This window comes from Streptomyces sp. NBC_00075 (assembly GCF_045041225.1).
GTDB lineage: Bacteria > Actinomycetota > Actinomycetes > Streptomycetales > Streptomycetaceae > Streptomyces > Streptomyces adonidis.
Window position 1 is genome coordinate 6,162,333 of record NZ_CP108243.1, and the last position, 26,680, is coordinate 6,189,012.

The following is a 26,680-nucleotide window of genomic DNA, read 5'->3' on the forward strand; positions in this document are numbered from 1 at the left end:
GGGCATGCGCCGATCGCTCGCCCTCCTCGCCGGGGGCCTACTCGTCGGGGCGCTCGCCGCGCCCGCCTCCGCTGCCGATGGTGACAAGGACTTCACCATCAAGGACCCGCGGATCACCGAGTCCAGCGGTCTGGCCGCCTCCCGGCTGCACCCCGGCATCTACTGGACCCACAACGACAGTGACGACGGCGCCTATCTGTACGCGGTCGACAGCTCGACCGGGCAGACCGTCGCCACGATCACCATGACCGGCGTGGGTACGCCCCGCGACATCGAGGCCATCTCCATCGGGCCGAACAACCAGATCTACGTCGGTGACATCGGCGACAACGACGGTGTGACCTGGGATTATGTCTGGGTCTATCAGCTCACCGAGCCCAAGGTCCTCAAGGACCAGACGATCCGCGCCACCCAGTACGTCGTGAAGTACTCGGACGGCTCCCGAGACGCCGAGTCCCTCGTCGTGCATCCCAAGACCGGGCGCGTCTACATCATCGACAAGCAGGAGGACGGCGGGCATCTGTACGAGGGCCCGGCCAAGCTCTCCTCCTCCGGCACCAACGTCTTCCGGCCCGTCGCCGCCGTAGACATGTGGGCCACCGACGCCGCCTTCTCGCCCGACGGTCAGCAGTTGGCCGTACGCGGCTACTTCGGCGGTGTCGCCTACGCCTGGAACGGCGGAAAGCTCAAGCGGGAGGGGCAGCTCGACGTGCCCCTCCAGGGGCAGGGGGAGTCGGTCACGTACAGCCGTGACGGGTCGAAGATCATGTACGGCAGCGAGGGCGCCGAGAGCGGGGTCGAGGCCGAGGACGCGCCTTCGTACGATGCTTCCGGCAACCCCGAATCGCCCTCGGGGAACGGGAGTTCGGCTTCGGACGGGGACGGCGGCTCCGACGGGAACGTCAAGAACGGGGCCATCGCCGTCGCCGTGCTCTTCCTCGGCTACTTCGGGTTCAAGCGGCTCCGGCGGAAGCCGGCGGCGTAGCCCACAGGTTGTTCAAGGGATTCCACAGGGAGTTCTCAGGTTCCTTTGAGGTGGCCCCGGTAGGTCTGGGGGTGTGACCAGTTCACCCCGGCTCCTCGTCGTCGACGACGAGCAGAACATCCGCGATCTGCTGTCCGAGACCTTCCGCCTCGTCGGCTTCGACGTCACCGTCGCCGCCGGCGGGGTCGAGGCGCTCAACGCCGTGCTCTCGGCGCCGCCCGACCTCGTCGTCCTCGACGTGATGCTGCCCGACATGGACGGCTACGAGGTCGCCCGGATGCTCCGGCACGACGGGCGGGAGGTGCCCGTACTGTTCCTCACCGCCCGCGACACCGTGCGGGACCGCGTGGAGGGGCTGTCGGTCGGCGGCGACGACTACGTCACCAAGCCGTTCAGCCTCGAAGAGGTCGTGCTGCGCGTGCGGGCCATCCTCCGCCGCACCCGGCGGGACGAGCCCACGCCCGACCCCGTACTGCGCTGCGCCGGGGTCGAACTCGACGCCGCCGCACACACCGTACGGCGCGACGGACGTGAACTGGAGCTGTCGGCAACGGAGTTCCGCATGCTCCGCTATCTGCTGGAGAACGCGGGGCGGGTCGTCAGCAAGACCCAGATCCTGGAGCGGGTCTGGGGGTACGACTTCGGCGGCGACACCCGGATCGTCGAGAGCTATGTCTACTACCTGCGCAAGAAGATCGACTCGGCCGGGGCCGCACCCCTCATCCACACCCTGCGCGGGGTCGGATACGTGCTCCGGGCGCCCAAGTGACCCGGCCCGGGCTCCGGTTGAGGCCCCTGCGGACTCTGAGCCACTGGTCCCTGCGTGCACGGCTCGCCCTCGCCGCCACCGGACTGGCTCTGCTCGCGCTGGTCGCCGCCAACGCCGTCGGGCTGGTGCTGCTGGAGAACTACCTCGTCGAACGGGTCGACAAGAACCTCGACATGACCGGCGGCGGCCCCGTCGACGCGGTGGTGGCCCAGCAACTCGTCGCCGAACGGCTCGACTTGGCCCAGAACGGCCGGGGCGGCCAGGACGAGGAGACCATCGTCGCCTTTCTCGCCGAGCGGTTCGGCGGTGACTTCCGGATGTTCCTGTACGGAGGTGACGTGGCGGGTGGGGGCGGGGTTGTCGGCATCCCCAGTGATCCTCAAGGGCCCGGGCCCCGGCTGCCCGACCGGGACGCGCTCGCCGAACGCGCCGGTGACGTGTTCACCGTGCCGGGGGAGTCCGGCGCCGACTGGCGGGTCGCCGTACAGGGGGCGGGAGTTGAGGCCGGAGGTGGTGGCGGCGGGGTGCTCGTCGTCACCGCCGTCTCCCTCGCCGACGTGGCCGAGACCACCGAACGGCTGCTGCTCATCGACGCGTTGGTGACCGTCGTCGTGCTCGCCGGGCTCGCGGGCGTCGCCGCCCTCGTCGTACGGGCCGGGCTGCGCCCCCTGACCCGGATGGAGGCCACCGCCGACGCCATCGCCGCCGGGGACTTCCGGCGCCGCGTCGAGGGCACCGACCCGCACACCGAACCCGGGCGGCTCGGCGGCGCCATGAACGCCATGCTCGCCCGCCTGGAACACGAGATCGCCGCCCGCACCGCCTCCGAACGGCGCCTGCGCCGCTTCCTCGCCGACGCCTCGCACGAACTGCGCACCCCGCTCACCTCCATCCGGGGCTTCGCCGAACTCAGCCGACGCGGTGGCGACCGCACGGACGCACTGCGCCGCATCGAGGCCGAGGCGGCCCGGATGGGGGTCCTGGTCGAGGACCTGCTGCTGCTCGCCCGGCTCGACGAGCGGCGCGAGCTGGAGCGGCGGCCGGTGGATCTGCTGGAGCTGGCCGCCGATGTCGTACGGGATCTGCACGCCCGCTCGCCCGGACGGGACGTACGGCTGGTGGGGGCGATGCGGCCCGTGGTGGTGCCAGGGGACGCGCTGCGGCTGCGGCAGGTGCTCGGGAACCTGCTGTCCAACGCCGACCGGCATACGTCTCCGGACGCGCGGATCAGTGTTCGGGTCGATGTCGTACGGCCGGTCGACCTCGGGCCGGTCGCGGCCGCCGCCGGGGAGCCGTTGCCGCCGGGGGTGCCCGTCGGGCTCGTCGAGGTGGCCGACAGCGGGGACGGGGTGCCGGCCGAGCATGCCCCGTACGTCTTCGAGCGGCTCTACCGGGTGGACGGGGCACGGGCGCGGGGCAGTGCGGAGATTGCTGGGAGCGGGCTCGGACTGTCGATCGTGGCGGCGCTCGCGGGGGCGCACGGAGGGCGCGTCGATCTCGCCGCGAGCGGGACGGCGGGCGCGGTGTTCAGGGTGCTGCTGCCGTTGGAGCGGGTGGGCGCGACGGTTCCGGCGCGGATTACCAGCTCCCTTTGAGGTTCGGCGCAGGGTCCCCTGACGCTGCGCCGCCAGCCTTCTTCTCGTCATGGAACACCCCGTGACGCGACGAGAAGAGGCGAGGATGCGCAGGAGGTTGACGCGCCGGATACCGGCCGCGACCGCCGCCGTACTGCTCGCGGCCGGGCTGCTGGCCGGCTGCGGCGGGGGCGGGGACGACGGGCCCGATATCGCTTCGGTGGCCGAGAGCGGCAGTGCGGGCGGTGGTGGGGAGACAGCTGCCGCCGCCGACAAGAGTGAGGTCGAGCAGGCGCAGGAGTTCGTGGACTGTCTGCGTGGCGAGGGGCTGGAGGTCGAGGACCCCGATCCGGTGACCGGCGAGCTGAACCTCCAGGCACTCGCCACCGCCGACGCCGACCGCGACACGCTGATGAAGGCCTTCCAGGTGTGCCAGGACAAGGCGCCGCAGTCCTTGCAGGACCAGGCGTCCCAGGCGCCGGACACCGAGCAGCAGAAGGAGTTCGCGCAGTGCATGCGTGACAACGGCGTCGACATGGACGACCCCGGACCGGACGGCTTCACCCCCGAGTCGGTGCCCACGGGCGACCCCGACTTCGACACCGCGCTGGAGGCATGCCGAGGCCAACTCGGCTTCGGCGGCGGGGAGGAGTCGCAGTGAGCGACCTGATCGAGGACGTCGAGAACACGGTCGCTGTGGCCCCCGACGGGGTGAGTGAGGTGGGCGCCGCTCGAACGGGCGGGCGCCGCCGGCCCCTCCGTATCGCCCTCGCCCTGCTCGCCTCCCTCGGTGTCACCGCCGTCGCCGTGGCCGCCGCGACCGGCGCCTTCGGCGGGAGCGACACGGAGGGTACGGAGTCGGGCGCGGCCTCCGGGCCCGCCAAGACCGCGACCGTCCAGCGCACCGACCTCACCCGCAGCGACACCCTGGACGGCACCCTCGGCTACGGCGACTCCACCCCCGTACAGGCCGCCGGGCAGGGCGTGTTGACCTGGCTGCCGAGTGCCGGGGACACCGTGAAGCGCGGGCAGCCCGTGTACCGGCTGAACGAGCAGGCGGTTCCCCTCCTGTACGGGGCCACCCCGCTCTACCGCACCCTCGACGTCGACGCCGAGGGCCGGGACGTCGAGGTGCTGGAGAAGAACCTCGCCGCGCTCGGCTACACCGGGTTCACCGTGGACGACACGTACACGGAGGGCACCGCCGACGCCGTACGGGACTGGCAGAAGGACCTCGGGAGGGCGGAGACCGGCACGGTCGGCGCCGGGGACGCGGTGGTCGCGCCGGGCGCGCGGCGGGTCGCCGAGGTGCAGGGAACCCTGGGCGGACAGGCCGGCGGTGCGGTCCTCACCTGGACCGGCACCGTACGGACCGTGACCGTCGAACTCGAAGTCAAGGACGAGGACTTGGTGTCCGGCGACGACACGAAGGCGAAGGTGAAACTGCCCGACGGCCGTACCGTCGAGGCTGAGGTCACCGAGGTCGGTACGGCCGTCACGGCAGCGGCCACCGCCTCCACCGGGGGCCAGTCCTCCGACCCCACCCTGCCGGTCACCCTCACCGTCGACGACCAGCAGAAGCTGGGGCGTTACCAGGCCGCCCCCGTCGACGTCGACTTCGAGGCGGAGACCCGGAAGAACGTCCTCGCCGTGCCGGTCGAGGCACTGGTCGCCCTGCGCGAGGGCGGATACGCGGTGGAGCGGGTCACCGCCACCGGGAGCGAGTATCTCGCCGTGGATACCGGGCTGTTCGCCGGTGGGATGGTCGAGATCTCGGGCGCCGGGGTCACCGAGGGTCTGAAGGTCGGGGTGCCCGAGTGAGCCGTCAAGTCCACACCGCCATCGTGGAGTTGGCGGGCGTGTCCAAGTCGTACGGCGAGGTGGCCGCCCTGCGCGGTGCCGGGCTCGTCGTCGATCGGGGTGAACTCCTCGCAGTGGTCGGCCCGTCGGGCTCCGGCAAGTCAACCCTCCTGAACATCATGGGGACTCTGGACCGGCCGACCTCCGGGACCGTGCGCATCGACGGCCATGAGGTGGCGCGGCTCAGCGACCGTGAGCTGTCCGCGCTGCGTGCCCGGACCATCGGCTTCGTCTTCCAGCAGTTCCATCTGGCGCCCGGCGTACCGGCGTTGGACTGCGTCGCCGAGGGGCTGCTGTACGGCGGCCGGTCGCGCGGCGAGCGCAGACTGCTCGCCCGGCGGGCGCTGATCCGGGTCGGCCTCGGGCATCGGCTCGACCACGAGCCGCACCAGCTCTCCGGCGGTGAGAAGCAGCGCGTCGCCATCGCCCGCGCGGTCGCCGGAGACCCGCCGCTGCTCCTGGCCGACGAACCGACCGGCGCCCTCGACTCCCGCTCCGGCGCGGTCGTCATGCAGTTGCTGCGCGATCTGAACCGGGCCGGCACGACGGTCGTCGTCATCACCCACGACCGGGACATCGCGGCCTCCCTGCCGCGCGAGGTGCGGGTGCGGGACGGGCACATCGAGCATGACGCGGACCGACTGGGTGAGGGGGTACGGGCATGACCGTGACCCTTGTCCCCGTACGCCCGCCCCGGCCCGCGCGCCTCCGCCCCGCCGACGTCGTCCGGGTCGCCGGATCGGGGCTGCACTCCCGCCCCATGCGGGTGTTCCTCTCCGCGCTCGGCATCGCCATCGGCATCGCGGCGATGATCGGCGTGGTCGGCATCTCGACGTCCAGCCAGGAGGAGCTGAACCGGAAGCTCGACGCGCTCGGCACCAACCTGCTGACCGTGGCGCCGGGGCAGTCCTTCGGCGGGGGCGAGGCCCATCTCCCCGACGCCGCCGAGGACATGGTCGGCCGGATCGGTCCCGTCGAGTCCGTCTCGGCGGTCGGGCTGACCGACGCCAAGGTGTACCGCAACGACCATGTGCCCACCGAGCGTAGCGGCGGCATCGGCGTCTACGCGGCCCGTACGGGACTGCCCGCGACCGTCGGGGCCGAGGTCGCCGAGGGACGGTGGCTGAACGCGGCCAACGCCCGCTATCCGGCGGTGGTGCTGGGCTCGGCCGCCGCCCAGCAACTCGGCGTGCACGACACGGGAGCGGAGGTCCAGGTCTGGCTCGGTGGACGCTGGTTCACGGTCGTCGGGATCCTCGCGTCCAACGAGTTGGTGCCCACCATGGACTCGGCGGCCCTGGTCGGCTGGCCCGTCGCCGGGGAACTGCTCGGCTTCGACGGATACGCGACCACCGTGTACACGCGGGCCGCGCAGGGCTCCGTCGCCGACGTCCAGTCCGTGCTGGGTGCCACCGCCAACCCCGAGGACCCGTCCGCCGTCCAGGTCTCCCGGCCCTCCGACGCGATCGCCGCCAAGGAGGCCACCGACGAGACCCTCGCCGGGCTGCTGCTCGGGCTGGGCGCGGTCGCCCTGCTGGTCGGCGGGGTCGGCGTCGCCAACACCATGGTCATCTCGGTCCTGGAGCGCCGCTCCGAGATCGGGCTGCGCCGCTCCATGGGCGCGACCAAGGGGCAGATCCGTACGCAGTTCCTGTGCGAGTCGCTGCTGCTGTCGGCGCTGGGCGGGCTCGGCGGGCTGCTGCTCGGCATCGGCGTCACCGGCGGCTACGCCTCCTACCAGGGCTGGCCGGCCGTCGTACCCGCCTGGGCGATGGCCGGCGGTATCGCCGCGACGCTCGTCATCGGCGGCCTCGCGGGCTTCTACCCGGCGGTCCGGGCGGCCCGGCTGCCGCCCACGGAGGCGCTGGCGTCGGCGTGACGGGACAGCCATGAGGTGAGGGTCCTCCGGGCACCGGCACCGGGGGACCCTCGGCGCGTCACTCCTCCCGGACTTCCCGGACTTCCCGTACCTCCTGGATCTCCCGTACCTCTCGTACCCGCAGCTCGTAGTGGAGCGTCGGGGTCCCCATCACCTTGTGGGCCAGCGGGACCAGGACGCCGTGGGTGACCGGGTACTTGCGGCGCAGCAGCTTCGCCGCGTGCCGGTCCTCGGGGCTGTCGTGGTCGAGCAGCCGGGCGCGGGCGGCGATCTCGGGCCCGGTCGGGGCGCCGCGCAGGGTGGAGGGGGCGATCTCCACCTCCGGGTTGTTGCGCAGGCGCTTGGTCTTCCAGGCGCTGCCGGGCGTACGGAAGTAGGCATGGTCACCCTCGACGGCGATGTTCACCGGGGTGCCGACGCCGCTGCCGTCCTTCTTGTGGCTGGTGAGCAGGACGGCCCATTGCTTGACGAAGGGGGCGAGCCGGGGACTGGGACTCGGGCTCGGGCCTGTCGGAGTCGGAGTGCTCATACCTTCATCCATGCACCGGACGCCCGGTTTGTCACCCTCGCGTGCGCCGTTCGACCCAGACCTCCAGGCCGTCCAGGATGCGCTGGAGACCGAACTCGAAGTGGTCGAAGCCGGGGGCGAAGGTGTCCTCGGAGAGGGTGGCGAGGACGGGATAGCGGCCCGAGGCCATCGCCCTTTCCAGGACCGGGAGTTGGGCCCGCCAGAACTCCTGGTCCGTGAGGCCCGTGCGGCGCTCGGCCTCCTGCTGGTGAACCTGGGCACGGGCCGCCCCGACGACGTACCCGTCGACCATCACGACCGCCGAGACCAGCTCGGGGTCGGTCAGCCCCATCGGTTTGATGCGCGCGAGCACGCTCTCCATGCCGTCGAGGGAGCTGGGGCCGAGGACCGGGCGGGACTGGTTGACCTGGAGCAGCCAGGGGTGGCGGCGGTAGTGGGCGAGGGTGGAGCGGGCCATCGCCTCCAGGGTGGCGCGCCAGTCCCCGTCGCCCAGTTCCTCCGGGGCGGGGCGCTGGACGCGGTCCAGCATCAGGTCGAGCAGCTCGGCCTTGCCGGGGACGTACCGGTACAACGACATGGCGCCGGTGCCGAGTTCGGTGGCGACGCGGCGCATCGACAGGGCCTGGACGCCCTCGGTGTCCGCGATGCGCACGGCCGCCTCGACGATCCCGTCGAGGGTCAGACCGGGCTTGGGGCCACGGCTGGGACGGGGGCCGGTCGCCCACAGCAGTTCGAGGGTGCGCGCGATGTCACCACTGCCGCTGGTCTCCGTACCGCCGCTGCCCCTGGTCATACGCCGAGCTTAGAACCCCGCGAGCATCGTTCGCACGCGAACTGGGTACGTCGTACGCGAAAACGAGTACGGTGTACTCAGTTCAAGACGGCAGGGGTGGGCGCGGGAAGACCGGGAGGGCGTCATGGACGACTGGGTGGTGCGGGCGGAGGGCCTGGAGAAGCGGTACGGCGAGAAACGCGCCCTCGACGGGTTCGACCTGCTCGTCCGCCGGGGCACGGTGCACGGACTGCTCGGCCCCAACGGCGCCGGCAAGACCACCGCCGTACGCATCCTGGCCACGCTGCTCCGGCTGGACGGCGGACAGGCCACGGTGGCCGGACTCGACGTGGCCACACAGGCGCGCCAGGTCCGCTCCCGGATCGGGCTCACCGGGCAGTACGCGGCACTGGACGAGATCCTCACCGGCCGGCAGAACCTGGAGATGTTCGGACGGCTCTTCCACCTCGGCGGGAAGCGGGCGCGGCTACGGGCCGCCGAACTCCTGGAGCGCTTCGGCCTGGTGGCCGCCGCCGACAAGGGCGTCAAGGGCTACAGCGGTGGTATGCGCCGCCGTCTCGACCTCGCCGCCTCGATGATCCTGGCCCCGGCTGTCCTCTTCCTCGACGAGCCGACGACCGGGCTCGACCCGCGCGGCCGGATCGAAGTCTGGGACGCCGTACGGGCGTTGGTGGCCGACGGCACGACGGTGCTGCTCACCACGCAGTACCTGGAGGAGGCCGACCGGCTCGCCTCCCGGGTCACCGTCATCGACCAGGGGCGCGCGATCGCCGACGACACCCCGGACGGGCTGAAGCGGCGTGTCGGCGGCGACCGTATCGAGGTCGTCGTCGGGCAGCGGGACCGGATTCCCTGGGTGGTACGGGCAGTTGCCCAGGTCGCGGACAGCGAACCGGAGGTCGATCTGGACGGCCTGAGCGTCCACGCGCCGGTGACCGACCGGGTGGCCGCGCTCACCCATGTGGCCCGCACGCTCCAGGACTTCAGGGTCCCGGTGGAGGACATCGGGTTGCGCCGACCGAGCCTCGACGACGTGTTCCTGCGGCTGACCGGCCGTCGTACGGAGGAGACCGCGGACGTAGAGGGTGTAGAGGAGACAGCCGCGTGAGCGCGGTGGAGGCGCCCCGGACGGGCGGCGGCCGGCGCGGGGCCCGTCGCGGCGGCCGGAGCCATGGCCGGCTGTACTGGACGCTCGCCGACTGCTGGAACGTCGTACGCCGGGGCCTCACCCACTACAAGCGGCAACCCGTCAGCATCCTCTGGCAGTTGGGCTTCCCGATCCTGTCCGTGCTGCTGTACGGCTATGTCTTCGGCAACGCGATCCAGGTGCCGGGCGGCGGGGACTACAAGGAGTTCCTGATGCCGGGGATGTTCGTGATGACGATGGCCCTCGGGTTCGTCACCACGGCGACGGTCGTCGTCTACGACTCCAGCAAGGGCGTCATCGACCGCTTCCGCTCCATGCCGATGGCCCCTTCGGCGGTGGTCGCCGGGCGCGGGGGAACGGACCTGATCGTGGCCTGCGCCGAACTGGGCATCATGATGGTCACCGCGTACGGCATGGGCTGGCGGCCCGACGGCGGACTCGGCTTCGTGCAGGCTTTCGGGCTGCTGCTGTGGCTGCGGTTCGCGCTGATCTGGGTGGGGATCTGGCTCGGCCTGGTCGTGCCCAGCCCCGAACAGGCGGGCGGGCTGTTCGCGGTGGTCTTCCCGGTGACGATGGTCTCCAGCATCTATGTGTCGCCCCAGCTGATGCCCGACTGGCTGGGCCAGGTCGCCCTCTGGAACCCGATCTCGTCCACGGCGTCGGCCGCCCGCGAGCTGTTCGGGGCGCCGGGGGTGACCGGGAACTCGTGGGTCGAGCAACACGCGCTGCTGATGGCGGGCGTGTGGCCGCTGATCCTGACGGTGGTGTTCCTGCCGCTGGCGGTACGGAGGTTCAAGAGGCTGAGCCGGTGAGCTGATGAGCCGGTGAAGTCGGCGTTGCCGGATGTCTTGACGTGGTGATGGTGTGTCAGTTTCCTGGAGGTGCGCGGTTCGTGGGAGCGCTCCCATATGTTCCGGGGCCGCGCCTCCCCGAAGGGAACGAGCGACATGTTCCGCAGCTTGCGAAGAGCGCTGTGTGCGATGGCCGCCGTGCTGCTGTTACCGCTGGGAGCCGGTGCGCAGACGGCCCACGCGGCGGACGTCCGTGCGGCGGACGCCGGCGCCGGCTACTGGCACACCAGCGGACGCCAGATCCTGGACGCGGCCGGGCAGCCGGTCCGGATCGCCGGCATCAACTGGTTCGGCTTCGAGACCGCCAACTACGTGGTCCACGGCCTCTGGTCACGCGACTACAAGAGCATGATCGACCAGATGAAGTCGCTCGGCTACAACACCATCCGGATGCCGTACAGCGACGACATCTTCAAGTCCTCCACGGTCCCCAACAGCATCGACTTCAGCAACGGCAAGAACGCCGACCTACAAGGCCTCAACTCCCTCCAGATCATGGACAAGTTGGTGGCGTACGCCGGTCAGAGCGGCCTCAAGGTCATCCTGGACCGGCATCGGCCGGACGCGGCCGGGCAGTCGGCGCTCTGGTACACGTCGGCGGTGCCCGAGTCGACATGGATCGCCAACTTGCGGACGCTGGCGGCGCGTTACTCCGGCCAGGACGCGGTCATCGGCATCGACCTGCACAACGAGCCGCACGATCCGGCCTGTTGGGGCTGCGGCGACACGACGAGGGACTGGCGGCTGGCGGCACAGCGGGCGGGCAACGCGGTGCTCTCCGTGAACCCGCAGCTCCTGGTGTTCGTGGAGGGCGTGCAGACGTACAACGGGGTCTCCGGCTGGTGGGGCGGCAACCTGATGGGGGTCGCGCAGTACCCGGTGCAGCTGGATGTGGCGAACCGGGTGGTGTACTCGGCCCACGACTACGCGACGAGCGTGGCCCAGCAGAGCTGGTTCAGCGACCCGACGTTCCCCGCCAACATGCCGGGCGTCTGGGACAAGTACTGGGGCTACATCTTCAAGCAGAACATCGCGCCGGTGTGGGTGGGGGAGTTCGGCACGACGCTGACCTCGACGGTGGACCAGCGCTGGCTGGCGGCACTGGTCGACTACCTACGGCCCACATCGACGTACGGCTCGGACTCCTTCCACTGGACCTTCTGGTCCTGGAACCCCAACTCCGGCGACACGGGCGGAATCCTGAAGGACGACTGGTCGACGGTCGATACGGTGAAGGACGGCTACCTGACGAGCGTGAAGGCACCCGGGTTCCCGGGCACCGGTGGCGGCGGAGGAGGGGGAGGCGGCGGCAGTACGGCGACCTGCGCCGCCTCCTACGCGGTCAGCAGCGACTGGGGCGGCGGATTCAACGCCGAGGTGAAGGTGACCAACACGGGGACGGTGGCCCTGAAGTCCTGGCAGGTGACGTGGACTTGGAGCGGTTCACAGACGGTCACGAGCATGTGGAACGCGACGTACACCCAGACCGGCGCGACGGTGACGGCTGTGAACGCGGCTCACAACGGGAGTGTGGCGGTGGGGGGTTCGGCGAGTCTCGGCTTCGGGGGAGCGCCGGGGGGTGGGGGTGTGCCAGCAGTGACCTGTACGGCGACGTGAGGGCGTGAGGGGCTGCGGGCATGAGATGGGGGGCGCCCGGTGTTCGCCGGGCGCCCCCCATCGACGTATACGGAGTGAGGCACCTTGCGAAGCCTGGCCCTCCTGCCGAAGGCCCATCTGCATCTCCATCTGGAAGGCGCGATGCGTCCTGCCACGCTCGTGGAGCTGTCGGGCGAGCATGGTGGACAACAGCCGTCCGGCTCACGCGACTTCAAGTCGTTCGAGGACTTCACGTCCTTGTACAGCCTCGCCGCGAGGCTGGTGCGCGAGGGCCCGCGGGAGAACCTTCTGCGGCTGGTGCGCGAGGTCGTCGAGGACGCCGCCGCGGACGGAGCGGTGTGGATCGAGCCGCATGTGAACCCCCTGACCTACGAGGAGGATCCGGACGCCGCGCTCGACGTGCTGGACATGGTCATCGACGAGGGCCGTCGTACCGCTGCCCGGCTGGGCATCGGCTTCGGCGTCCTGGTGTTCGCCAGGCGCAACGCGGACCCTTCGCAGGCCGTCGCGACCGCCCACCTCGCAACCCGGCGGGCAGACAACGGGGTCGTCTCCTTCGGCCTGGCGGGAGATGAGGCTCAGTTCGCACCCGAGCCGTTCGCCGAGGCATTCGCCATCGCTCGCGATGCCGGGCTGATTTCCGCTCCACACGCAGGGGAACTCGCCGGTCCGGCCGGCGTGCGCGCCGCACTCGACGTACTCGGCGCGCGACGGATCGCCCACGGTGTACGGGCGGTCGAGGATCCGGCTCTCGTCGCCCGCCTGGCTGCGGAAGGCGTGGTCCTCGACGTCTGCCCCACCTCCAACGTCGCCCTCGGCGTCGTGGACTCCCTGTCCGACCATCCCCTCCCGCTTCTGCTGCAAGCCGGCGTACGGTGCACCCTCAACGCCGACGACCCGCTGCTTTTCGGCCCCGGGTTGCTGGAGGAGTACGAGACAGCCCGCACGGCCTTCGCCCTCACCGACCCCCAACTCGCCGCGATAGCCCGCACCTCGGTCGAATCCTCCGGCGCGCCGCGCGTAATGGTGGAGGACGCGATCGCGCTCATCGGTGAATGGCTGGCCCAGGACTGTGCGGTGGTCAGGTGATCTTGGTGAAGCCGCCTTCGGGGAGTGGTTCGACCATGGCGTTGCCTGCTGGGGTGGTTGCCGCGTCGAGGGCAGAAAGAGGAAAGGGGCGCCGGTGCTTACCGGGCGCCCCCATCCTCGTACGGACTCGCGGTGTTGTTACAGCTTCTCGATCACGTAGTCGATGCACTTCGTCAGTGCCTCGACGTCCGTCGGGTCGATCGCCGGGAACATCGCCACGCGGAGCTGGTTGCGGCCGAGCTTGCGGTAGGGCTCCGTGTCGACGATGCCGTTGGCGCGCAGGACCTTGGCGACGGCGGCGGCGTCGATGTCGTCCGTGAAGTCGATCGTGCCGATGACCTGGGAGCGCTTGGCCGGGTCGGTGACGAACGGCGTCGCGTGCTTGGAGTCCTCGGCCCAGGAGTACAGGCGGGTCGAGGAGTCCTTGGTGCGGGCTGTCGCCCAGTCCAGGCCGCCCTGGCCGTTGATCCACTCCAGCTGCTCGTTGAGGAGGAACAGGGTGGCGAGGGCCGGGGTGTTGTACGTCTGGTTCTTGCGGGAGTTGTCGATCGCCGTGGGGAGGCTGAAGAACTCCGGGATGTGGCGTCCGCTCGCGTGGACGCGCTCGGCGCGCTCGATCGCGGCCGGGGAGAACGCGGCGAGCCAGAGGCCGCCGTCCGCCGCGAAGGACTTCTGCGGGGCGAAGTAGTAGACGTCGGTCTCGGCGATGTCGACGGGCAGACCGCCGGCGCCGGACGTGGCGTCCACGAGCACGAGGGAGCCGGCGTCGGCACCCGCTACGCGCTTGATCGGCGCGGCGACACCCGTGGACGTCTCGTTGTGCGTGTACGCGTACACGTCGACGCCCGCCTCGGCCTCCGGGTCCGGGTGGGTGCCCGGGTCGGAGGAGATGACGGTCGGGTCGGCGAGCCAGGGGGCGAGCTTGGCGGCCTTCGCGAACTTCGAGCTGAACTCACCGAAGGTGAGGTGCTGCGACTTGTTCTCGATCAGGCCGTGCGTCGCGACGTCCCAGAACGCGGTCGAGCCGCCGTTGCCGAGGATCACCTCGTAGCCCTCGGGGAGGGAGAACAGGTCCCGGATGCCCTCGCGCACCTTGCCGACCAGGTTCTTGACCGGGGCCTGGCGGTGGGAGGTACCGAGGAGGGAGCTGCCGGTCGCGGCGAGGGCGTCCAGCGCCTCCGTCCGCACCTTGGAGGGGCCCGCGCCGAAGCGTCCGTCGGCGGGCTTGATGTCAGCGGGGATCTGGATGTCAGCCACGGGCGCGAGCCTATCGGCTCCACGAAACGTGGGTGAAACGTCGTCCGTCGGATGAGACGGGGGCCGTCGGAGGAGGCGGGGGGCTGTCGGACGAGGCGGGGGGTCAATCCGTACGGGTGCTGCCTGTGTCGTCGGGGTCGATGTCCCGTGCCCGGTCGCTCATCTGGTCCCAGAAGCGGCGCATGCCGGCGACGGGCACCTTGCGCTGCCAGGGAGCCTCCCGGCGGAAGCGGAAGGAAGCCCACGCCCAGGGCTGCCACTTCCTCAGCAGGTCACGCTGGTGCAGGCAGAAGACCTCGCTGAACTCCATCCGCAGGCTCTCCACCTTGGCCGGGTAGGGGCACATCTTCATCCGGCACTCGTCCGTGCAGCTGGATCCGGGCTGCGCCGCGCGTTCCGCCCCCCGGACGGGGTTCAGCCGGGTGCGGTCCTTGCGCAGGCAGGACGGCATCTGGGCCGGCTCGCGGGAACGGAGCTCCATCCTGCGGAACGTGTCCTTCGGCCGGTAGGACCGCTCGCCGAGCACCAGCAGCAGCAGTACGTCCGCGAGCAGCTGCTGTGCCGTGGGGTCCAGGGTGCTCCACCCCGTGGACGGCGGGATCCACAGGTTGTGGGCCCGCTGCTCCCCGGGCAGTCCGACCTCCGTGCCGATGCAGGAGACCAGGGCCGCCTCGTCGATCCACAGGAACCGTTCGGGCCGCCGGGTCTGAAGAGCGCGGACCGCCAGCTTCGCGGCACTCTCGACCAGCGGGTGCTCCGCCCGGTTTCCGTCGCCCTGCGACAGCCACTCCCTCACCTGGCCCCTCGGGTCCGCCCCGTGGCCGCGGATCGGCTGGGCGGCGTTGACGTCGTCGGGCAGGCTCCACAGGGTCAGGGCGTGCAGAAGCGTCAGGCGCGTGTACCAGAACGTGCTCTGGTTCAGCAGTTCCTGGGCCTGCTTGACGAGGAACTCGCGGGCCTTCTGGTTGGGCCGGGAGCCGGGCCGCCGGTTGGCGGCGTACTTGAATCCCTGGGCCAGCGCCGACCCCAGACCGATGGGTGCGCCGGGACCGTCCTGCCGAATCCTGGCGCCGGTCGATTCCCCTGTTCCCCCGGTTCCCCCTGTCCCTCCGGTTCCCCCTGCTTCCCCGGTCGCCATCCGAACCCAGTTGTCCAGGTCGTCACGAGGGCTGGCGAGATGGCGGGACATCATGGAGGAGTCGACGAGCAGCGGGAGGAGCCAGGCGCGCATGGTGTTGCAGGCCCAGTTCCCCTTCTCCGCCAGGGCCTCCTCCTCGGCGTACCGCCGATCCCGTCGCTCCCTCTCTTCCTTCAGGTCCCGCTGCGACCTGAGGTCGTCCGTGTCCGCCTCCCCGAGGAAAAAGCCCGTGGGCTCCAGGGGCTCCATCGCCTGGCTGTCGCACTCGCGGCGGGTCACGAGCGACGCGCAGGCCGCGGAGAGCCTGTCGCACAGCGCCTGGTACGCCGGTTCGCCACCCGCTCCTATCTCCTTGACCAGCGCCTCACGCACCCGGCGGTCCGTTTCCTTGCGGCCGATCTCGAACAGGACGCCGTAGGGCGCGTACGCCGGGTGGTCGTACCCGGAGTTGTGGCTCTGGGCGGCGGCCACGCGGCGTACCGCTGTTCCGCACTGCTTCACCAGGGCGAGTTTCGCCTCGCGGAGCCTGGCGGGGTCCTCGTTCTGGCCGAGACGGTGCCAGTCCTTCGAGATCTCCGAGATGAGTTCGTACTGTCTCGGGGCGGTCCGGACGCTGTCGATCTCCACGGCGGCGCCGTAGATCTCGAGCGCCCTCAACCGTGGACCGCCGCGTTCGTCGGGCTCGCCGTTACCGGTCGCCGGGAGCTGTCCGGCCACCTTCTGGGCGCATTCCGCGTACGTCAGCAGGTTCTCGGCCTGCTTCCGCAGCAGCCCGCACATCGTGTTCACGGGGCATGGCCGCTTGCTCTCCGCGGAGCCGCCGCAGGTGCACTTCCCGTGCCGCGACCGGGAGTACAGCGTGAGAGCGATGAGGAGTTCCCGTCCGCCCCGCCGCAGAGCCCGGGTGATGTGGTCCGGCCGGCTGTCGGCCGTCGCGTTCTCGAACATCCTGTCCAGGAAGCGGGATCCGAGATAGGCCTGCACGATGCTGTGCTGAAAGCGGACCTTGTCGCCGTTCTCGTGGACCAGGCCCATCCGGGTGCCCCAGGTCGCGGCGATCCGGGCGTCCACCCTGGGGCCCAGCCACCGGCCGGCGCCGTCCTGCGTTCCCCGGCAGGGGTGTTCCTTACCCTGCCCGCAGGCGCCGCGCTTGTGGCCGTACTCCTTCGGCGACCACCGCAGGTCCGCCATCCGGTCGTCCAGTTTCCGCGCGGCGCGCTTGTTCCACGGTTCGTCCGAGGTGAGTTCCCCGAGTTCGACGTCGGCGCTGTCCGAGGCCAGGCCGATGCACGCCAACGCGGAGATGTACTCCACCACCGCCAGCCTCGTGTCGTGGTCGATGGGGAGTTCGGGGTGGACGTCCCCGTCGACCAGCGCGTGGATCCACGTCTCCATGAGTTCCGCCCGCAAGGTCCAGCTGTCATGGAGCTGGAGGTCCGGACTCCCGCCCCCGGTCCACAGGGGTTCCAGCAGGTCCTTGCTGTGCAGATCCTTGGCGATCTTCAGATAGATGGGGGATTCCGCCATGTTGGCGGTTTCCACGATCCGGTCGAGCAGGGTCTGATCGGAGCGCCAGCTGCCGCTGCGGGCGATGTAGCACAGGGCCGCCTCGTTGCTCAGCGGCTCCAGTTCCGAGACGGCCGCCTGCATCGCGCGCAGCGGTTCGTGCGGCCGCGAGGCGATGACGAGGGGCAGGCCCTCCTGGCCGGCCCTGCGTATCGCGTCGCGGATCAGATTGTCGCGTCGGCCGCGCATGTCGTCCTGGCCGAACGCCTCCTCCAGGCCGTCCGCGAGGACCACGATCCGGTCGGCTCGCTGCCTGAGCCACCGCCAGATCCGGTCGATCTCGCCGTCCGACCGTACTCTCGACCGGACGATGTCGCGGAAACGCGCAAGCGCCATCTCGTCGAAGTCCAGCGGCTCGTCACCCTGCGCGTCGCGCAGCCGTATCGGGATGGGTACGGCCCCCACGGCCGCGAGTTTCTGGGCGAGCCGGACCAGCAACGCCGTCTTGCCGACACCGACGCCCCCGACGACGACGTGGGGCCGTCGGACCTTCTTGTCGCCGAGGTTCTTCATGATGGCGTTGCAGAGCTGGTCCCGCCCGACCACCTCGTCCATCAGACTGCCCGCGGTCTCCACCAGGCGGCTGGGCTCGTGCCTGGCCTGGTACGTGCAGTACCGGCGGACGTGCCAGAGTCGCCAGGAGAGGAAGAGGAGGGTGGAGGCGGCGACCACGAACACCGGCAACATCACACCGGTGACCGCATCGCAAGCGGCGTCCTTCTTCGACTGGCAGACCTCGTCCGGGCTGTATGCCCACTCCTGCCCGACGACGGCCATCAATCCGTTGAACGTGAACACGACGAGCGCCAGACTCAACAGGACTACGACCACGACCAGCACGGTCGTCCCCGGCGGATTCCACCACCGTCTGGCGTGCGTGACGCCCCGGTGGATCAGCCATCGGGTGCGGAGGTGCCAGAAGACGGCGACGAACGGGCGCCGGCCGTGCGCCCACAGTTCCCGCAGGGGGCCTCCCTCCGCCGGGCCCGTGACGATCTTGACCTTGCGCTGGTGGAGTGCGTATCCCATTGACCACCACTCCGTCGGCTCCGCCGGGATCGGCCGGGGGCCGACGCTTCCGGGTACGGGGTGTAGAGGCGGAGGGATCCCTGCATCCAGTTCACCAGCCCCTGCCTGGCCTCGCCACTTGGATTCGCCCCCGCCGCCCCTACCCGTTCCCATCCCTGGGGGCTGCGCCCCCAGACCCCCGCTGTCGGCCTGAACGGCCTCGTCCTCAAACGCCGGACGGGCTGAGATGGCTGGCCCGGGTGGGTAGAAGGTCGCGCTGAACGCGCTCGTCCTCAAACGCCGGACGGGCTGGATGGTGCCGGCCGAGGGTGGAGGGTGGCCGTCGGGGCTTGATCTTTCAGCCCAGGCCCAGGTTTTTCAGCCCGTCCGGCGTTTGAGGACAAAGGGGGGTCTGGGGGCGCAGCCCCCAGGGATGGGTATGGGTAGGGGCGGCGGGGGCGAGGAAAAAGGGCCCTACGTCGGTACGACCCCCACCGCCGGCGTAGGCGTGAACCGCACCGGCAGCTCCGTGAGGCCCCGCAGCCACGGGGACGGGCGGCGGGTCAACGACTCAGCCGGGACCGCCAGGTCGATGTCCGGGAGGCGGTCCAGGACGACCTCGATGCCGGTGCGGGCGATGACCTCCGCGACCTCCTGCGCCGGGAACGGGCACCGATGCTCCCCGTGCCCGAAGGAGAAGTGCGCGTTGTTGCCCCCGGTGAGTGCCGAGCCGTCCGTACGGACCTGCGGGTCGGAGTTGGCGCCCTGGAGGCCGAGGAGAAGCAGATCGCCCGTACGGATGTGCCGCCCGCCCAGGCGGGTGTCACGGGACGCCCACCGCCCCGGCATGGTCTGCACGGGCGCGTCCTCCCACAACACCTCGTTCATCGCCTCGGCGACACTGCTGCGCCCCCCGAACAGAGACGCCGCGAACCGCTCGTCCGTGAGCATGAGCCGCAACGAGTTGCCCATCCAGCCGGCGGTCGGCTCGTTCCCCGCCGCGACCATGATCATCAGGTCGTGGGCGATCTCCTCGTCCGTGAAGCCGTACGGGTTGGAGAGGAGACGTGAGACCACGTCGTCGGCGGGGCGGATTCTGCGGGACGCCAGCAACTGGCCCATCGCCATGACCAGATGACGCTGGCCCGCCGGCCCGGCCTCCTGCCCGTCTACCATGTCGTTCGCCGCACCGACCAGCCCCGGCGCCTCCTCGTCGGTGAAGCCGAACAGCCGCGCCATGACCCGTACGGGCAACCGCATCGCGTACTCCTTGACGAGGTCCGCCTCGCCCCGGGCACAGATCGAGTCGATCAGCTCGTCCGCGAACTGCTCGGTGTACGCCCGTAGTTCGACCGGATCGGTCTCCTCCAGCGCGCTCCCGATCATCGCGGCCCGCTCACGGTGGCGTTCGCCGACCGTGTAGAGGATCGACGGCTGGCCACGGCCGATCATCGGCAGGTGCGGCCAGTCCGCGGGGATCCTCTCCCACTGGTTCCACAGCTCCGAGTCCCGGCTGAACAGCACGGGATCGCCGGTGACTTGGTGCAGCTCGCGATAGCCGAGCACCAGCCACGCCGGTACGTCCCCGTCGAGCAGCACCGGTGTCACCGGACCGTGCTCGCTCCGCATCTCCCGGTACAGCCGGTCGGGTTCGTTCCTGAACCGGGGGCCGTCGAGCGGGACATGGGCGCTCACCGGGGCAACTCCTCTGGTCGTACGGGCACTTGACCATCGTACGAACGCGGGCTGGGGCGTGAGCTCCGGTAGCGGTGTTTCGCGTGTTCCACGAGGGCGATCAGGACCCCCTTGCTCGAACTCCGGGCGCGGGCATCGCAGTTCACCAGCGGTACGTCGGGATCGAGGTCGAGCGCCTCGCGGACGGCCCCCGGGGCGAAGTCGGGGCCACCGAAGTCGTTGCGGGCTACGACGAAGGGGGTGCCGTGCTGTTCGAGGCGGTCGATGGCGTACCAGGAGTCGTCGAGGCGGCGCGTGTCGACCAGGACGACCGCGCCGAGCGCGCCCGCGAACAGCCGGTCCCAGAGGAACCAGAAGCGTTCCTGGCCGGGCGCGCCGAACAGGTACAGCACGTTGTGCGCGTCGAGCGTGATGCGGCCGAAGTCGAAGGCGACGGTCGTCGCGTTCTTGTCGCGCACCGCGCTGACGTCGTCGAGGGCCTCGCCGGCCCGCGTCATCGTCTCCTCGGTACTGAGCGGACGTATCTCGCTGACCGAACGGACGAGCGTCGTCTTGCCGGCCCCGAAGCCCCCGACGACCACGATCTTCAGCCCGTTGTCGGCGGAGGCACGAAGGGGCGGACGCGCGTCGAGGGCAGGGGCAGGGGCAGAGGGCGGGGGTGTGGAGCCAGCAGTCGTGGAGCCAGCCGTCGTGGATTCAGAGGTTGCGGAGTCAGAGGTTTCGGAGTCCAACGAGCACCTGCTCAAGGATGTCGGGGTCGGTGACGGCCGTCCGGCGCGGATGGCGGGCGCTGACGCGGCCCGCGGCGAGCAGGTCGGAGAGCAGGACCCGGGTGATGCCCACCGGCAGCCGCAGCATCGCGGCGACCTCCACCACCGCCATGGGACGCTCGGTGAGCCGCAGGATCGCGGCGTGCTCCGACTGCATCCCGGGCGCCGGATCGCACTCGGCGACGACCAGCGTCACCAGGTCGAACGGACTGTCGGGCGCGGAGCGGCTGCGTCCTCCGGTGAGGGTGTAGAGGCGGTCCGGAGAATCGTCCCTCCCCGGGCGGTTGCCCTGTCCCGCTGTTCGGTTCATGCCGTACGGGGCTGAGCTGTCCGGAGCTGGTCCGTTCCGGGCTGGTCCGTTCGAAGCTGGTCCGTTCGGGGCTGGGCGCGCAGGTGGTCCCCGAGCTGCTCGACGAGTTCGCTCATGTTGTGGCCGACGAGCCCGGCGTCCGCGTCCTCGGCGGTGACCACGGCGAGGTGCGCGCCCTGGCCCGCCTCGACGATGAACAGCACCCCTCCGTAGAACTCCGTCATCGCGGTACGCACGCCTCCGCTGCCGTCCCCGAACTCCACGGACGCGCCGTGCGACAGCGACTGGATCCCGGCGGCGATCGCGGCGAGCTGGTCCGCCTGGTCGACGGACAGCTCCGGCGTACGGCACAGCTTCAGGCCGTCCCGGGACAGCACGAGCGCGTGCCGGGCACCCGGGGTGCGCTCCAGCAGGCCCTCGATGAGCCAGGACAGCTTCTCGTCGGCGGTCGTCGGGCCGGGGCCGAGGCCAGTGCCGGTGCCGGTCATCAGGTGGGGTCGCCTTCCGGGTGGGAGCTGGGGGAGAGGGGACGTGAGGGTGCGGCTTCCGTCGGGGGTGCGGGTGTGTTCGTGAGGGTCGTGGCGGAGGTCGATGTCGAAGTCGATGCCGATGTCGACGTGGGGTCGGGGGCCGGCTCCGGGTTCGTACTGCCCTGGAGGGCCGCCTGGTCCGGCAGGGCGCCGCGCACGGCCTGCCGGAAACTCCCGAAACGTGCCACCCGCGCGCGCGTGTCCTCGGGATCGGGGTCGGGCGCGAGCGGGACGGACCACCTCGACTCGTCGGCCCGTGCCGCTCCCCGGGCGCGCTCGGCCTCGGCGAGGGTACGGCCCCGGCGCCGCTTCGGCAGCACGGCGGGGGATTCCTCCGAGGCGGTGCTCTCCGGGTGCTCCGGTGCGTGACGGTCGGGGGACTCGTGGGTGGGTACGGGGTCCGGGTCCAGGTCACTGACGGCGGCGCGGGCGGCGGCGTACGACTGGTCCGCGCGGGACTGGTCTCCGTACGGCTCGTCTCCGTACGGCTGGTCTCCTCCGTACGAGGGGTCGGTCCCGTACGAGGCGTCGGTTCCGTACGACTGGTCCTCGCGCGGCTGCTCCGCGTACGGCTCCGGCGTGGAGGGGCTGTCCCCGTACGCCGCCTCCGCGTACGCCGCCTCCGCGTACGCCGCCTCCGCGTACGCCGCCTCCGCGTACGCCGCCTCCGCGTACGCCGCCTCCGTGTACGACCCCTCCGCGTACGACGTCTCCGGGTACGGCCATTCCGGGTGGGCCTCTTCGGCGTACGACACGCGCGGACGCTGTTCCTGCCGCCGCTGCTCCTCCTGCTGCTCCTTGGAACGTGCCTCCCAGGGTTCACCGGGCGTGGGCACCGGGGCCGCGGGAGTCTCCGGTACCGGCTGTGCCGCGCGCGTGGGCGGTGTCGGCAGCGGCTCCGCGGTCACCGCGCCCCCGGCCAGGATGTCCTGCGGGATGAGCACCAGGACGCCGGTGCCGCCGCGTGCCGAGGGGCGGAAGGAGACCTTGAGGCCGTACTTGCGGGCCAGCCGGCCGACGACGGAGAGGCCGAGGCGGGTCCCGGTGAGGCCGCCGAGGCCGATGGCGTCGGCGTTCCTGCCCTTCCGCCCGTTGCCCTTGCCGCGCTGGCCGCCGTCTCCGCGTGTCCCGGGTTCGGCATGGTCCCCGGGCTCCCCGTCGTCGCCGGAGACGGCCCGTTCGGCGCGGCGCAGCTGTACCTCGCTCATGACCAGGCCGCTGTCCTCGACGGACACGATGACCCCGGAGGGGACCTCCTCCACGTACACGTGGACCTCGGCCGTCGGCGGCGAGAAGTTCGCGGCGTTGTCGAGGAGTTCGGCGAGCGCGTGCATGACACCCTCGGCGGCGTGTCCGGCGACGGCGGCGGTGCTGGCGGAGTGCACGCGCACGCGCTGGTACCCGCTGATGCGGCCCATGGCGCCGCGCAGGATCGACTCCATGACGATCGGGCGGGCCCAGCGGCGGCCGGAGCGGGCGCCCGAGAGGACGGCGATCGAGTCGGCGAGCCGGCCCGCCTGGGCGGTGCGGTGGTCGAGGTGGAGGAGGTCGGCGACGACGTCGTCGTCCGAGTGCCGGTCCTCCATGGCGCGCAGGTCGGCGAGGGTGCCGGTGGCCAGCGCCTGCATACGGCCGGCCGCGTTGGCGGTGGCCGCGAGGATCGCCGCGCGCTCCTGGCCGGCCCGGCGCAGCTCCTCGGTCAGCCGGGCGTTGTCCTCGGTGAGCAGGGTGATCTCGTACGCCTTCTCCTGCTGGAGGCGGGTCAGCTCCTGGGCGGAGGCCTCGGTGAGGCGGGCGCGTTCGCGGGCGAGATCGGCGGACACGCGCGCGCGTTCCCGTTCCAGGTCGGCGGTGAGGCCGGCCCGTACCTGGTTCAGCTCCTCGGTGAGGCGGGACCGGTCGTGCAGCAGGCGGCCGGCGTCGTCGATGACGCCCGCGAGCTGTTCGCGCAGCAGCCGGGTGGAGTGGATGCCGCGGGCGGCCATGGCGACGGCCGCGCACAGCAGCAGCGCGGCGCAGGCCCCGCCCAGGGCGAGCGGGACGCGCACCTCGTCCGGCGCCCGGGCGACCGCGCCGGCCACCGCGAGCGCGGCGAGTGCGGCGGTGAGCAGCGGGGCGGGCAGGAGGGCGCGGTAGGCGGGGCGTTCGCCGGGCTGTCGGGGCGCGGTCATCAAGCGGTCCTCGGTCGGTTCCTAGGGTCTGTCCCCGGTCTGTTCCTGGGTCTGTTCCTCGGTCGGTTCCGTGCTGCTGCTGCGCTGGGCCGTGGGGGTTCTGTGGGGCGCTTGTGTGATCAGTGCGATCGATTTGTGAGCGAGAAGTGACTGATGGTGTTCAACTCGCCGTCACTATAGGGGAGTTAGTGATCGAATTTGCGGTGTTCCGGTTCGGTTCCCACAAACTGTGCACGTTTCCCTGGCCGTCCGGACGGTCACTGTCAGTGGTGGGATGCATGCTGGGGTCATGACGGATCTTCGGCCGCTGGAGGCGGAACTGCGCGGGGCCGTCCGGGGCGAGGTCGGTTTCGACACCACGTCCCGGGCGCTGGCCACCATGGACGCGTCGAACTACCGGCGCGTCCCGCTGGGCGTGGTCGCCCCGCGCGACGCGGACGACGTGGCGGCGGCGCTGGCCGTCTGCCGGGCACACGGCGTCCCGGTCGTGGCGCGCGGCGGGGGTACGTCGATCGCGGGCCAGGCGACAGGCACAGGGGTGGTTCTGGACTTCACCCGGCACATGAACCAACTCCTCTCCCTCAACCACGAGGAACGGACGGCGGTGGTTCAGCCCGGTCTGGTCCTGGACCGCCTCCAGGAGGCCGCCGCCCCGCACGGGCTGCGCTTCGGCCCCGACCCGTCGACCCACGGCCGCTGCACGCTCGGCGGCATGATCGGCAACAACTCCTGCGGCGCGCACTCGGTCGCGTGGGGCACGACCGCGGACAGCGTGCGCGAGCTGACGGTGATCCGCGCGCGGGGCGACCGGCTCCGCCTGGGCCGGGACTGGGCGGGTGCCCCGGAGGGCCTGCGGCAGCTGGCGGAGGGCGAGTTGGCCCGCCTGCGCACGGGCTTCCCGGACCTCCCGCGCCGCATCTCCGGGTACGCGCTGGACGCGCTGCTCCCCGAGAAGGGCGCGGACGTCGCCCGCTCGTTCTGCGGTTCGGAGGGCACCCTGGGCATCGTCACGGAGGCGGTCGTACGCCTGGTGGAGGCCCCGCGCGCGCGTGCGCTGGCCGTGCTGGCGTACGCCGACGAGAGCGCGGCGGCGGAAGCGGCGGCGGGCCTGCTGCCGTACGGCCCGCTGACTGTCGAGGGCATGGCCGCCGACCTGGTCCGCACCGCCACGGACCTGCCCCGGGGCGGCGCCTGGCTGTTCGTGGAGACGGGCGGCGCGGATCCGGCGGAGGCACGCGCGCGTGCGGAGGCGATCGTGCGCGCGGCGGACGTCATGGACGCCCTCGTCATGTCCGACCCGGCCGGCCAACGCGCCCTGTGGCGCATCCGCGAGGACGCGAGCGGCACGGCGACACGCATGCCGGACGGCACGGAGGCCTGGCCCGGCTGGGAGGACTGCGCGGTACCACCGCCCCGACTGGGCGCGTACCTAAGGGACTTCAGGGGCCTCCTCCGGGCCCACAACCTCCGCGGCACGCCGTACGGCCACTTCGGCGACGGCTGTATCCACGTACGCATCGACTTCGACCTGCTGACGGCGCCCGGCGTGGCGGCCTTCCGCCGCTTCTCGGAGGAGCTGGCGGACCTGGTGGTGGCACACGGCGGATCCCTCTCGGGCGAACACGGCGACGGCCAGGCCCGCGCGGAACTTCTCCCGAAGATGTACGCCCCCGAGGTGATCGCCCTCTTCGAGCGCACGAAGGCCCTCTGGGACCCGGACGACCTCCTCAACCCCGGCATGCTGGTCCGCCCGGCCCGCCTGGACGAGAACCTCCGCTTCGCGGTCCTCCCGCGCAAGCCGGTGGACGTGGCCTTCGGCTACCCGGCGGACGGCGGGGACTTCTCGGCGGCGGTGAGCAGATGCGTGGGGGTGGCCAAGTGCCGTACACCGGCACTTGGCACAGGCGGCTCGGACGTGATGTGCCCGTCCTTCCGGGTGACGGGAGAGGAGGCGCACTCCACGCGCGGGCGGGCGCGGCTGCTGCACGAAATGCTCGTGGGCGAGGTGATCACGGACGGCTGGCGGTCGGAGGAGGTCCGCGACGCACTGGACCTGTGCCTCTCCTGCAAGGGCTGCCGCTCGGACTGCCCGGTCGAGGTCGACATGGCCACGTACAAGGCGGAGTTCCTCCACCACCACTGGTCCGGCCGACTGCGCCCGGCGGCCCACTACGCGATGGGCCGGCTGCCGGTGTGGCTGGGAGCGGTCGCGCGTACGCGCACGGCGCGCCTGGTCAACTCCCTTGCTGGGGTGGGCGTGTTGGCGGCACTGGCGAAGCGGCTGGGCGGCATCGCGCCCGAGCGGGAGATTCCGGGGGTGGCGGGGGAGCCGTTCAGCAGGTGGTGGCGGAAGACCGGGCGTGAGACTGGGGGGAGCGGGCCGACGGTCATGCTCTGGCCCGACACGTTCACGGAACACCTGACGCCGTCGGTGGGGCGGGCGGCGGTACGGGTGCTGGGGGCGGCGGGCCTGGGGGTGAGCCTGCCGCCGACCGGAGGGGCCCGGGTCTGCTGCGGCCTGACGTACATCTCGACGGGCCAACTGGACCGGGCCCGCAAGGTGCTGAGCCGCACGCTGGATGTCATGGAACCGATCCTGGACACGGGAACCCCGGTGACGGTCCTGGAACCGAGCTGCGCGGCTGCCCTCCGCACGGACCTGCCGGAACTGCTGCCGGACGACCCCCGAGCGCGCCGTCTGGCGGACGCGGTCCACACTTTCGCGGAGACCCTGGAACACCACGCCCCCGACTGGACCCCGCCGCGTGTGGACCGCCCGGTAGCGGGCCAGACGCACTGCCATCAGCATGCGGTCCTGGGCGATGAGCCGGACCGCCGCCTGCGCGAGGCCGCGGGCCTGACAGGCGAACTGGCGGGCGGCTGCTGCGGGTTGGCGGGCAACTTCGGCTTCGAGAAGGGCCACTACGAGGTGTCGGTGGCCTGCGCGGAGGAGCGGTTGCTACCGGCGGTGCGGGAGGCGGGGGAGGGGACGGTGGTGCTGGCGGACGGGTTCTCTTGCCGGACGCAGCTTGAGCAGCTGGCGGGGGTGCGGGGGCGGCATCTGGCGGAGGTGCTGGCGGAGGGGTTGGAGGGGGACGAGGTATGAGCGGGGCCGAGGCGAGGTGGGTGGCCGTTCTCTCCG

The 26,680-nt window shown here is 71.3% G+C and carries 21 protein-coding genes; 12 read left to right on the forward strand and 9 right to left on the reverse strand.

The genetic code is table 11. The annotated features are described in order from the left end of the window. Window positions 1-4 precede the first annotated feature (4 nt). The 7 genes from OG787_RS26900 (at window position 5) to OG787_RS26930 (ending at window position 7,067) form a co-directional block, all read left to right on the forward strand. Entirely contained in the window at window positions 5-985 is a 981-nt protein-coding gene (locus tag OG787_RS26900) for a WD40 repeat domain-containing protein (protein ID WP_405536650.1), read from the forward strand. Window positions 986-1,058: 73 nt separating this feature from the next. Then, entirely contained in the window at window positions 1,059-1,754 is a 696-nt protein-coding gene (locus OG787_RS26905) for a response regulator transcription factor (protein WP_369036452.1), read from the forward strand. Further along, window positions 1,751-3,349, forward strand: a complete 1,599-nt coding sequence (locus tag OG787_RS26910) for a sensor histidine kinase (RefSeq protein WP_369036453.1) — start codon at window positions 1,751-1,753, stop codon at window positions 3,347-3,349. The genes OG787_RS26905 and OG787_RS26910 overlap by 4 nt, the downstream gene beginning before the upstream one ends. Window positions 3,350-3,410: 61 nt before the next feature. Further along, entirely contained in the window at window positions 3,411-3,989 is a 579-nt protein-coding gene (locus tag OG787_RS26915) for a hypothetical protein (protein WP_405536651.1), read from the forward strand. Beyond that, complete coding sequence (locus OG787_RS26920) at window positions 3,986-5,149, forward strand: peptidoglycan-binding protein (protein ID WP_405536653.1); 1,164 nt, start codon at window positions 3,986-3,988, stop codon at window positions 5,147-5,149. Before OG787_RS26915 ends, OG787_RS26920 begins: the two co-directional genes overlap by 4 nt. Further along, window positions 5,146-5,853 (forward strand): ABC transporter ATP-binding protein, encoded by a 708-nt coding sequence (locus OG787_RS26925; protein WP_369036456.1) that lies wholly within the window; start codon window positions 5,146-5,148, stop codon window positions 5,851-5,853. Before OG787_RS26920 ends, OG787_RS26925 begins: the two co-directional genes overlap by 4 nt. Beyond that, window positions 5,850-7,067 carry an ABC transporter permease gene (locus tag OG787_RS26930; RefSeq protein ID WP_369036457.1) on the forward strand — a complete coding sequence of 406 codons (1,218 nt, stop codon included), beginning with the start codon at window positions 5,850-5,852 and terminating at the stop codon, window positions 7,065-7,067. Before OG787_RS26925 ends, OG787_RS26930 begins: the two co-directional genes overlap by 4 nt. Window positions 7,068-7,125: 58 nt before the next feature. On the opposite strand, the gene OG787_RS26935 is transcribed toward OG787_RS26930, so the two are convergent. Next, window positions 7,126-7,596 carry a PPOX class F420-dependent oxidoreductase gene (locus OG787_RS26935; protein WP_369036458.1) on the reverse strand — a complete coding sequence of 157 codons (471 nt, stop codon included), beginning with the start codon at window positions 7,594-7,596 and terminating at the stop codon, window positions 7,126-7,128. A gap of 31 nt (window positions 7,597-7,627) precedes the next feature. Further along, the gene (locus OG787_RS26940; protein WP_369036459.1) at window positions 7,628-8,389 is read right to left on the reverse strand and encodes a TetR/AcrR family transcriptional regulator; all 762 of its coding nucleotides are present in this window, start codon (window positions 8,387-8,389) and stop codon (window positions 7,628-7,630) included. Window positions 8,390-8,513: 124 nt separating this feature from the next. Here OG787_RS26940 and OG787_RS26945 point away from each other — a divergent pair, with 124 nt between their 5' ends. The 4 genes from OG787_RS26945 (at window position 8,514) to add (ending at window position 13,093) form a co-directional block, all read left to right on the forward strand. Next, a complete protein-coding gene (locus OG787_RS26945; protein WP_369036460.1) occupies window positions 8,514-9,497 on the forward strand; it encodes an ATP-binding cassette domain-containing protein in 984 nt (327 codons plus the stop codon). Between the two features lie 5 nt (window positions 9,498-9,502). Next, complete coding sequence (locus tag OG787_RS26950; protein ID WP_369036484.1) at window positions 9,503-10,348, forward strand: ABC transporter permease; 846 nt, start codon at window positions 9,503-9,505, stop codon at window positions 10,346-10,348. A 135-nt stretch (window positions 10,349-10,483) separates the two neighbouring features. After that, window positions 10,484-12,004 (forward strand): cellulase family glycosylhydrolase, encoded by a 1,521-nt coding sequence (locus tag OG787_RS26955; protein ID WP_369036461.1) that lies wholly within the window; start codon window positions 10,484-10,486, stop codon window positions 12,002-12,004. 84 nt (window positions 12,005-12,088) lie between these two features. Continuing rightward, window positions 12,089-13,093 (forward strand): adenosine deaminase, encoded by a 1,005-nt coding sequence (gene add, locus OG787_RS26960; RefSeq protein ID WP_369036462.1) that lies wholly within the window; start codon window positions 12,089-12,091, stop codon window positions 13,091-13,093. Window positions 13,094-13,231: 138 nt separating this feature from the next. Here the strand turns inward: add and serC are convergent, their stop codons facing one another. From serC to OG787_RS26995, 7 genes are all read right to left on the reverse strand, one after another. Continuing rightward, entirely contained in the window at window positions 13,232-14,350 is a 1,119-nt protein-coding gene (gene serC / locus OG787_RS26965) for a phosphoserine transaminase (protein ID WP_405536656.1), read from the reverse strand. A 103-nt stretch (window positions 14,351-14,453) separates the two neighbouring features. Further along, a complete protein-coding gene (locus OG787_RS26970) occupies window positions 14,454-18,083 on the reverse strand; it encodes an NACHT domain-containing protein (RefSeq protein ID WP_405536657.1) in 3,630 nt (1,209 codons plus the stop codon). 453 nt (window positions 18,084-18,536) lie between these two features. Then, entirely contained in the window at window positions 18,537-19,757 is a 1,221-nt protein-coding gene (locus OG787_RS26975) for a cytochrome P450 (RefSeq protein ID WP_405536658.1), read from the reverse strand. Next, the gene (locus OG787_RS26980) at window positions 19,754-20,338 is read right to left on the reverse strand and encodes a GTP-binding protein (RefSeq protein ID WP_405536659.1); all 585 of its coding nucleotides are present in this window, start codon (window positions 20,336-20,338) and stop codon (window positions 19,754-19,756) included. Before OG787_RS26980 ends, OG787_RS26975 begins: the two co-directional genes overlap by 4 nt. Before the next feature lie 130 nt (window positions 20,339-20,468). Continuing rightward, window positions 20,469-20,837, reverse strand: a complete 369-nt coding sequence (locus OG787_RS26985; protein ID WP_369036466.1) for a DUF742 domain-containing protein — start codon at window positions 20,835-20,837, stop codon at window positions 20,469-20,471. Next, window positions 20,834-21,325 carry a roadblock/LC7 domain-containing protein gene (locus OG787_RS26990; RefSeq protein ID WP_369036467.1) on the reverse strand — a complete coding sequence of 164 codons (492 nt, stop codon included), beginning with the start codon at window positions 21,323-21,325 and terminating at the stop codon, window positions 20,834-20,836. The genes OG787_RS26985 and OG787_RS26990 overlap by 4 nt, the downstream gene beginning before the upstream one ends. Next, window positions 21,325-23,538, reverse strand: a complete 2,214-nt coding sequence (locus OG787_RS26995) for an ATP-binding protein (RefSeq protein ID WP_405536660.1) — start codon at window positions 23,536-23,538, stop codon at window positions 21,325-21,327. The genes OG787_RS26990 and OG787_RS26995 overlap by 1 nt, the downstream gene beginning before the upstream one ends. Window positions 23,539-23,827: 289 nt before the next feature. On the opposite strand from OG787_RS26995, the gene OG787_RS27000 reads away from it, so the two are divergent. Then, on the forward strand, window positions 23,828-26,644 hold the full coding sequence (locus OG787_RS27000) for an FAD-binding and (Fe-S)-binding domain-containing protein (RefSeq protein ID WP_405536661.1): 2,817 nt from the start codon (window positions 23,828-23,830) through the stop codon (window positions 26,642-26,644). The last annotated feature ends 36 nt before the right edge of the window (window positions 26,645-26,680 follow it).

Coding starts and splice junctions, on each gene's coding strand:
- OG787_RS27000 (WP_405536661.1), top strand. CDS start 23,828: ATGACGGATCTTCGGCCGCTGGAGGCGGAACTGCGCGGGGCCGTCCGG.
- OG787_RS26990 (WP_369036467.1), bottom strand. CDS start 21,325: ATGACCGGCACCGGCACTGGCCTCGGCCCCGGCCCGACGACCGCCGAC.
- OG787_RS26970 (WP_405536657.1), bottom strand. CDS start 18,083: ATGGGATACGCACTCCACCAGCGCAAGGTCAAGATCGTCACGGGCCCG.
- OG787_RS26945 (WP_369036460.1), top strand. CDS start 8,514: ATGGACGACTGGGTGGTGCGGGCGGAGGGCCTGGAGAAGCGGTACGGC.
- OG787_RS26930 (WP_369036457.1), top strand. CDS start 5,850: ATGACCGTGACCCTTGTCCCCGTACGCCCGCCCCGGCCCGCGCGCCTC.
- OG787_RS26940 (WP_369036459.1), bottom strand. CDS start 8,389: ATGACCAGGGGCAGCGGCGGTACGGAGACCAGCGGCAGTGGTGACATC.
- OG787_RS26935 (WP_369036458.1), bottom strand. CDS start 7,596: ATGAGCACTCCGACTCCGACAGGCCCGAGCCCGAGTCCCAGTCCCCGG.
- OG787_RS26995 (WP_405536660.1), bottom strand. CDS start 23,538: ATGACCGCGCCCCGACAGCCCGGCGAACGCCCCGCCTACCGCGCCCTC.
- OG787_RS26985 (WP_369036466.1), bottom strand. CDS start 20,837: ATGAACCGAACAGCGGGACAGGGCAACCGCCCGGGGAGGGACGATTCT.
- OG787_RS26900 (WP_405536650.1), top strand. CDS start 5: ATGCGCCGATCGCTCGCCCTCCTCGCCGGGGGCCTACTCGTCGGGGCG.
- OG787_RS26955 (WP_369036461.1), top strand. CDS start 10,484: ATGTTCCGCAGCTTGCGAAGAGCGCTGTGTGCGATGGCCGCCGTGCTG.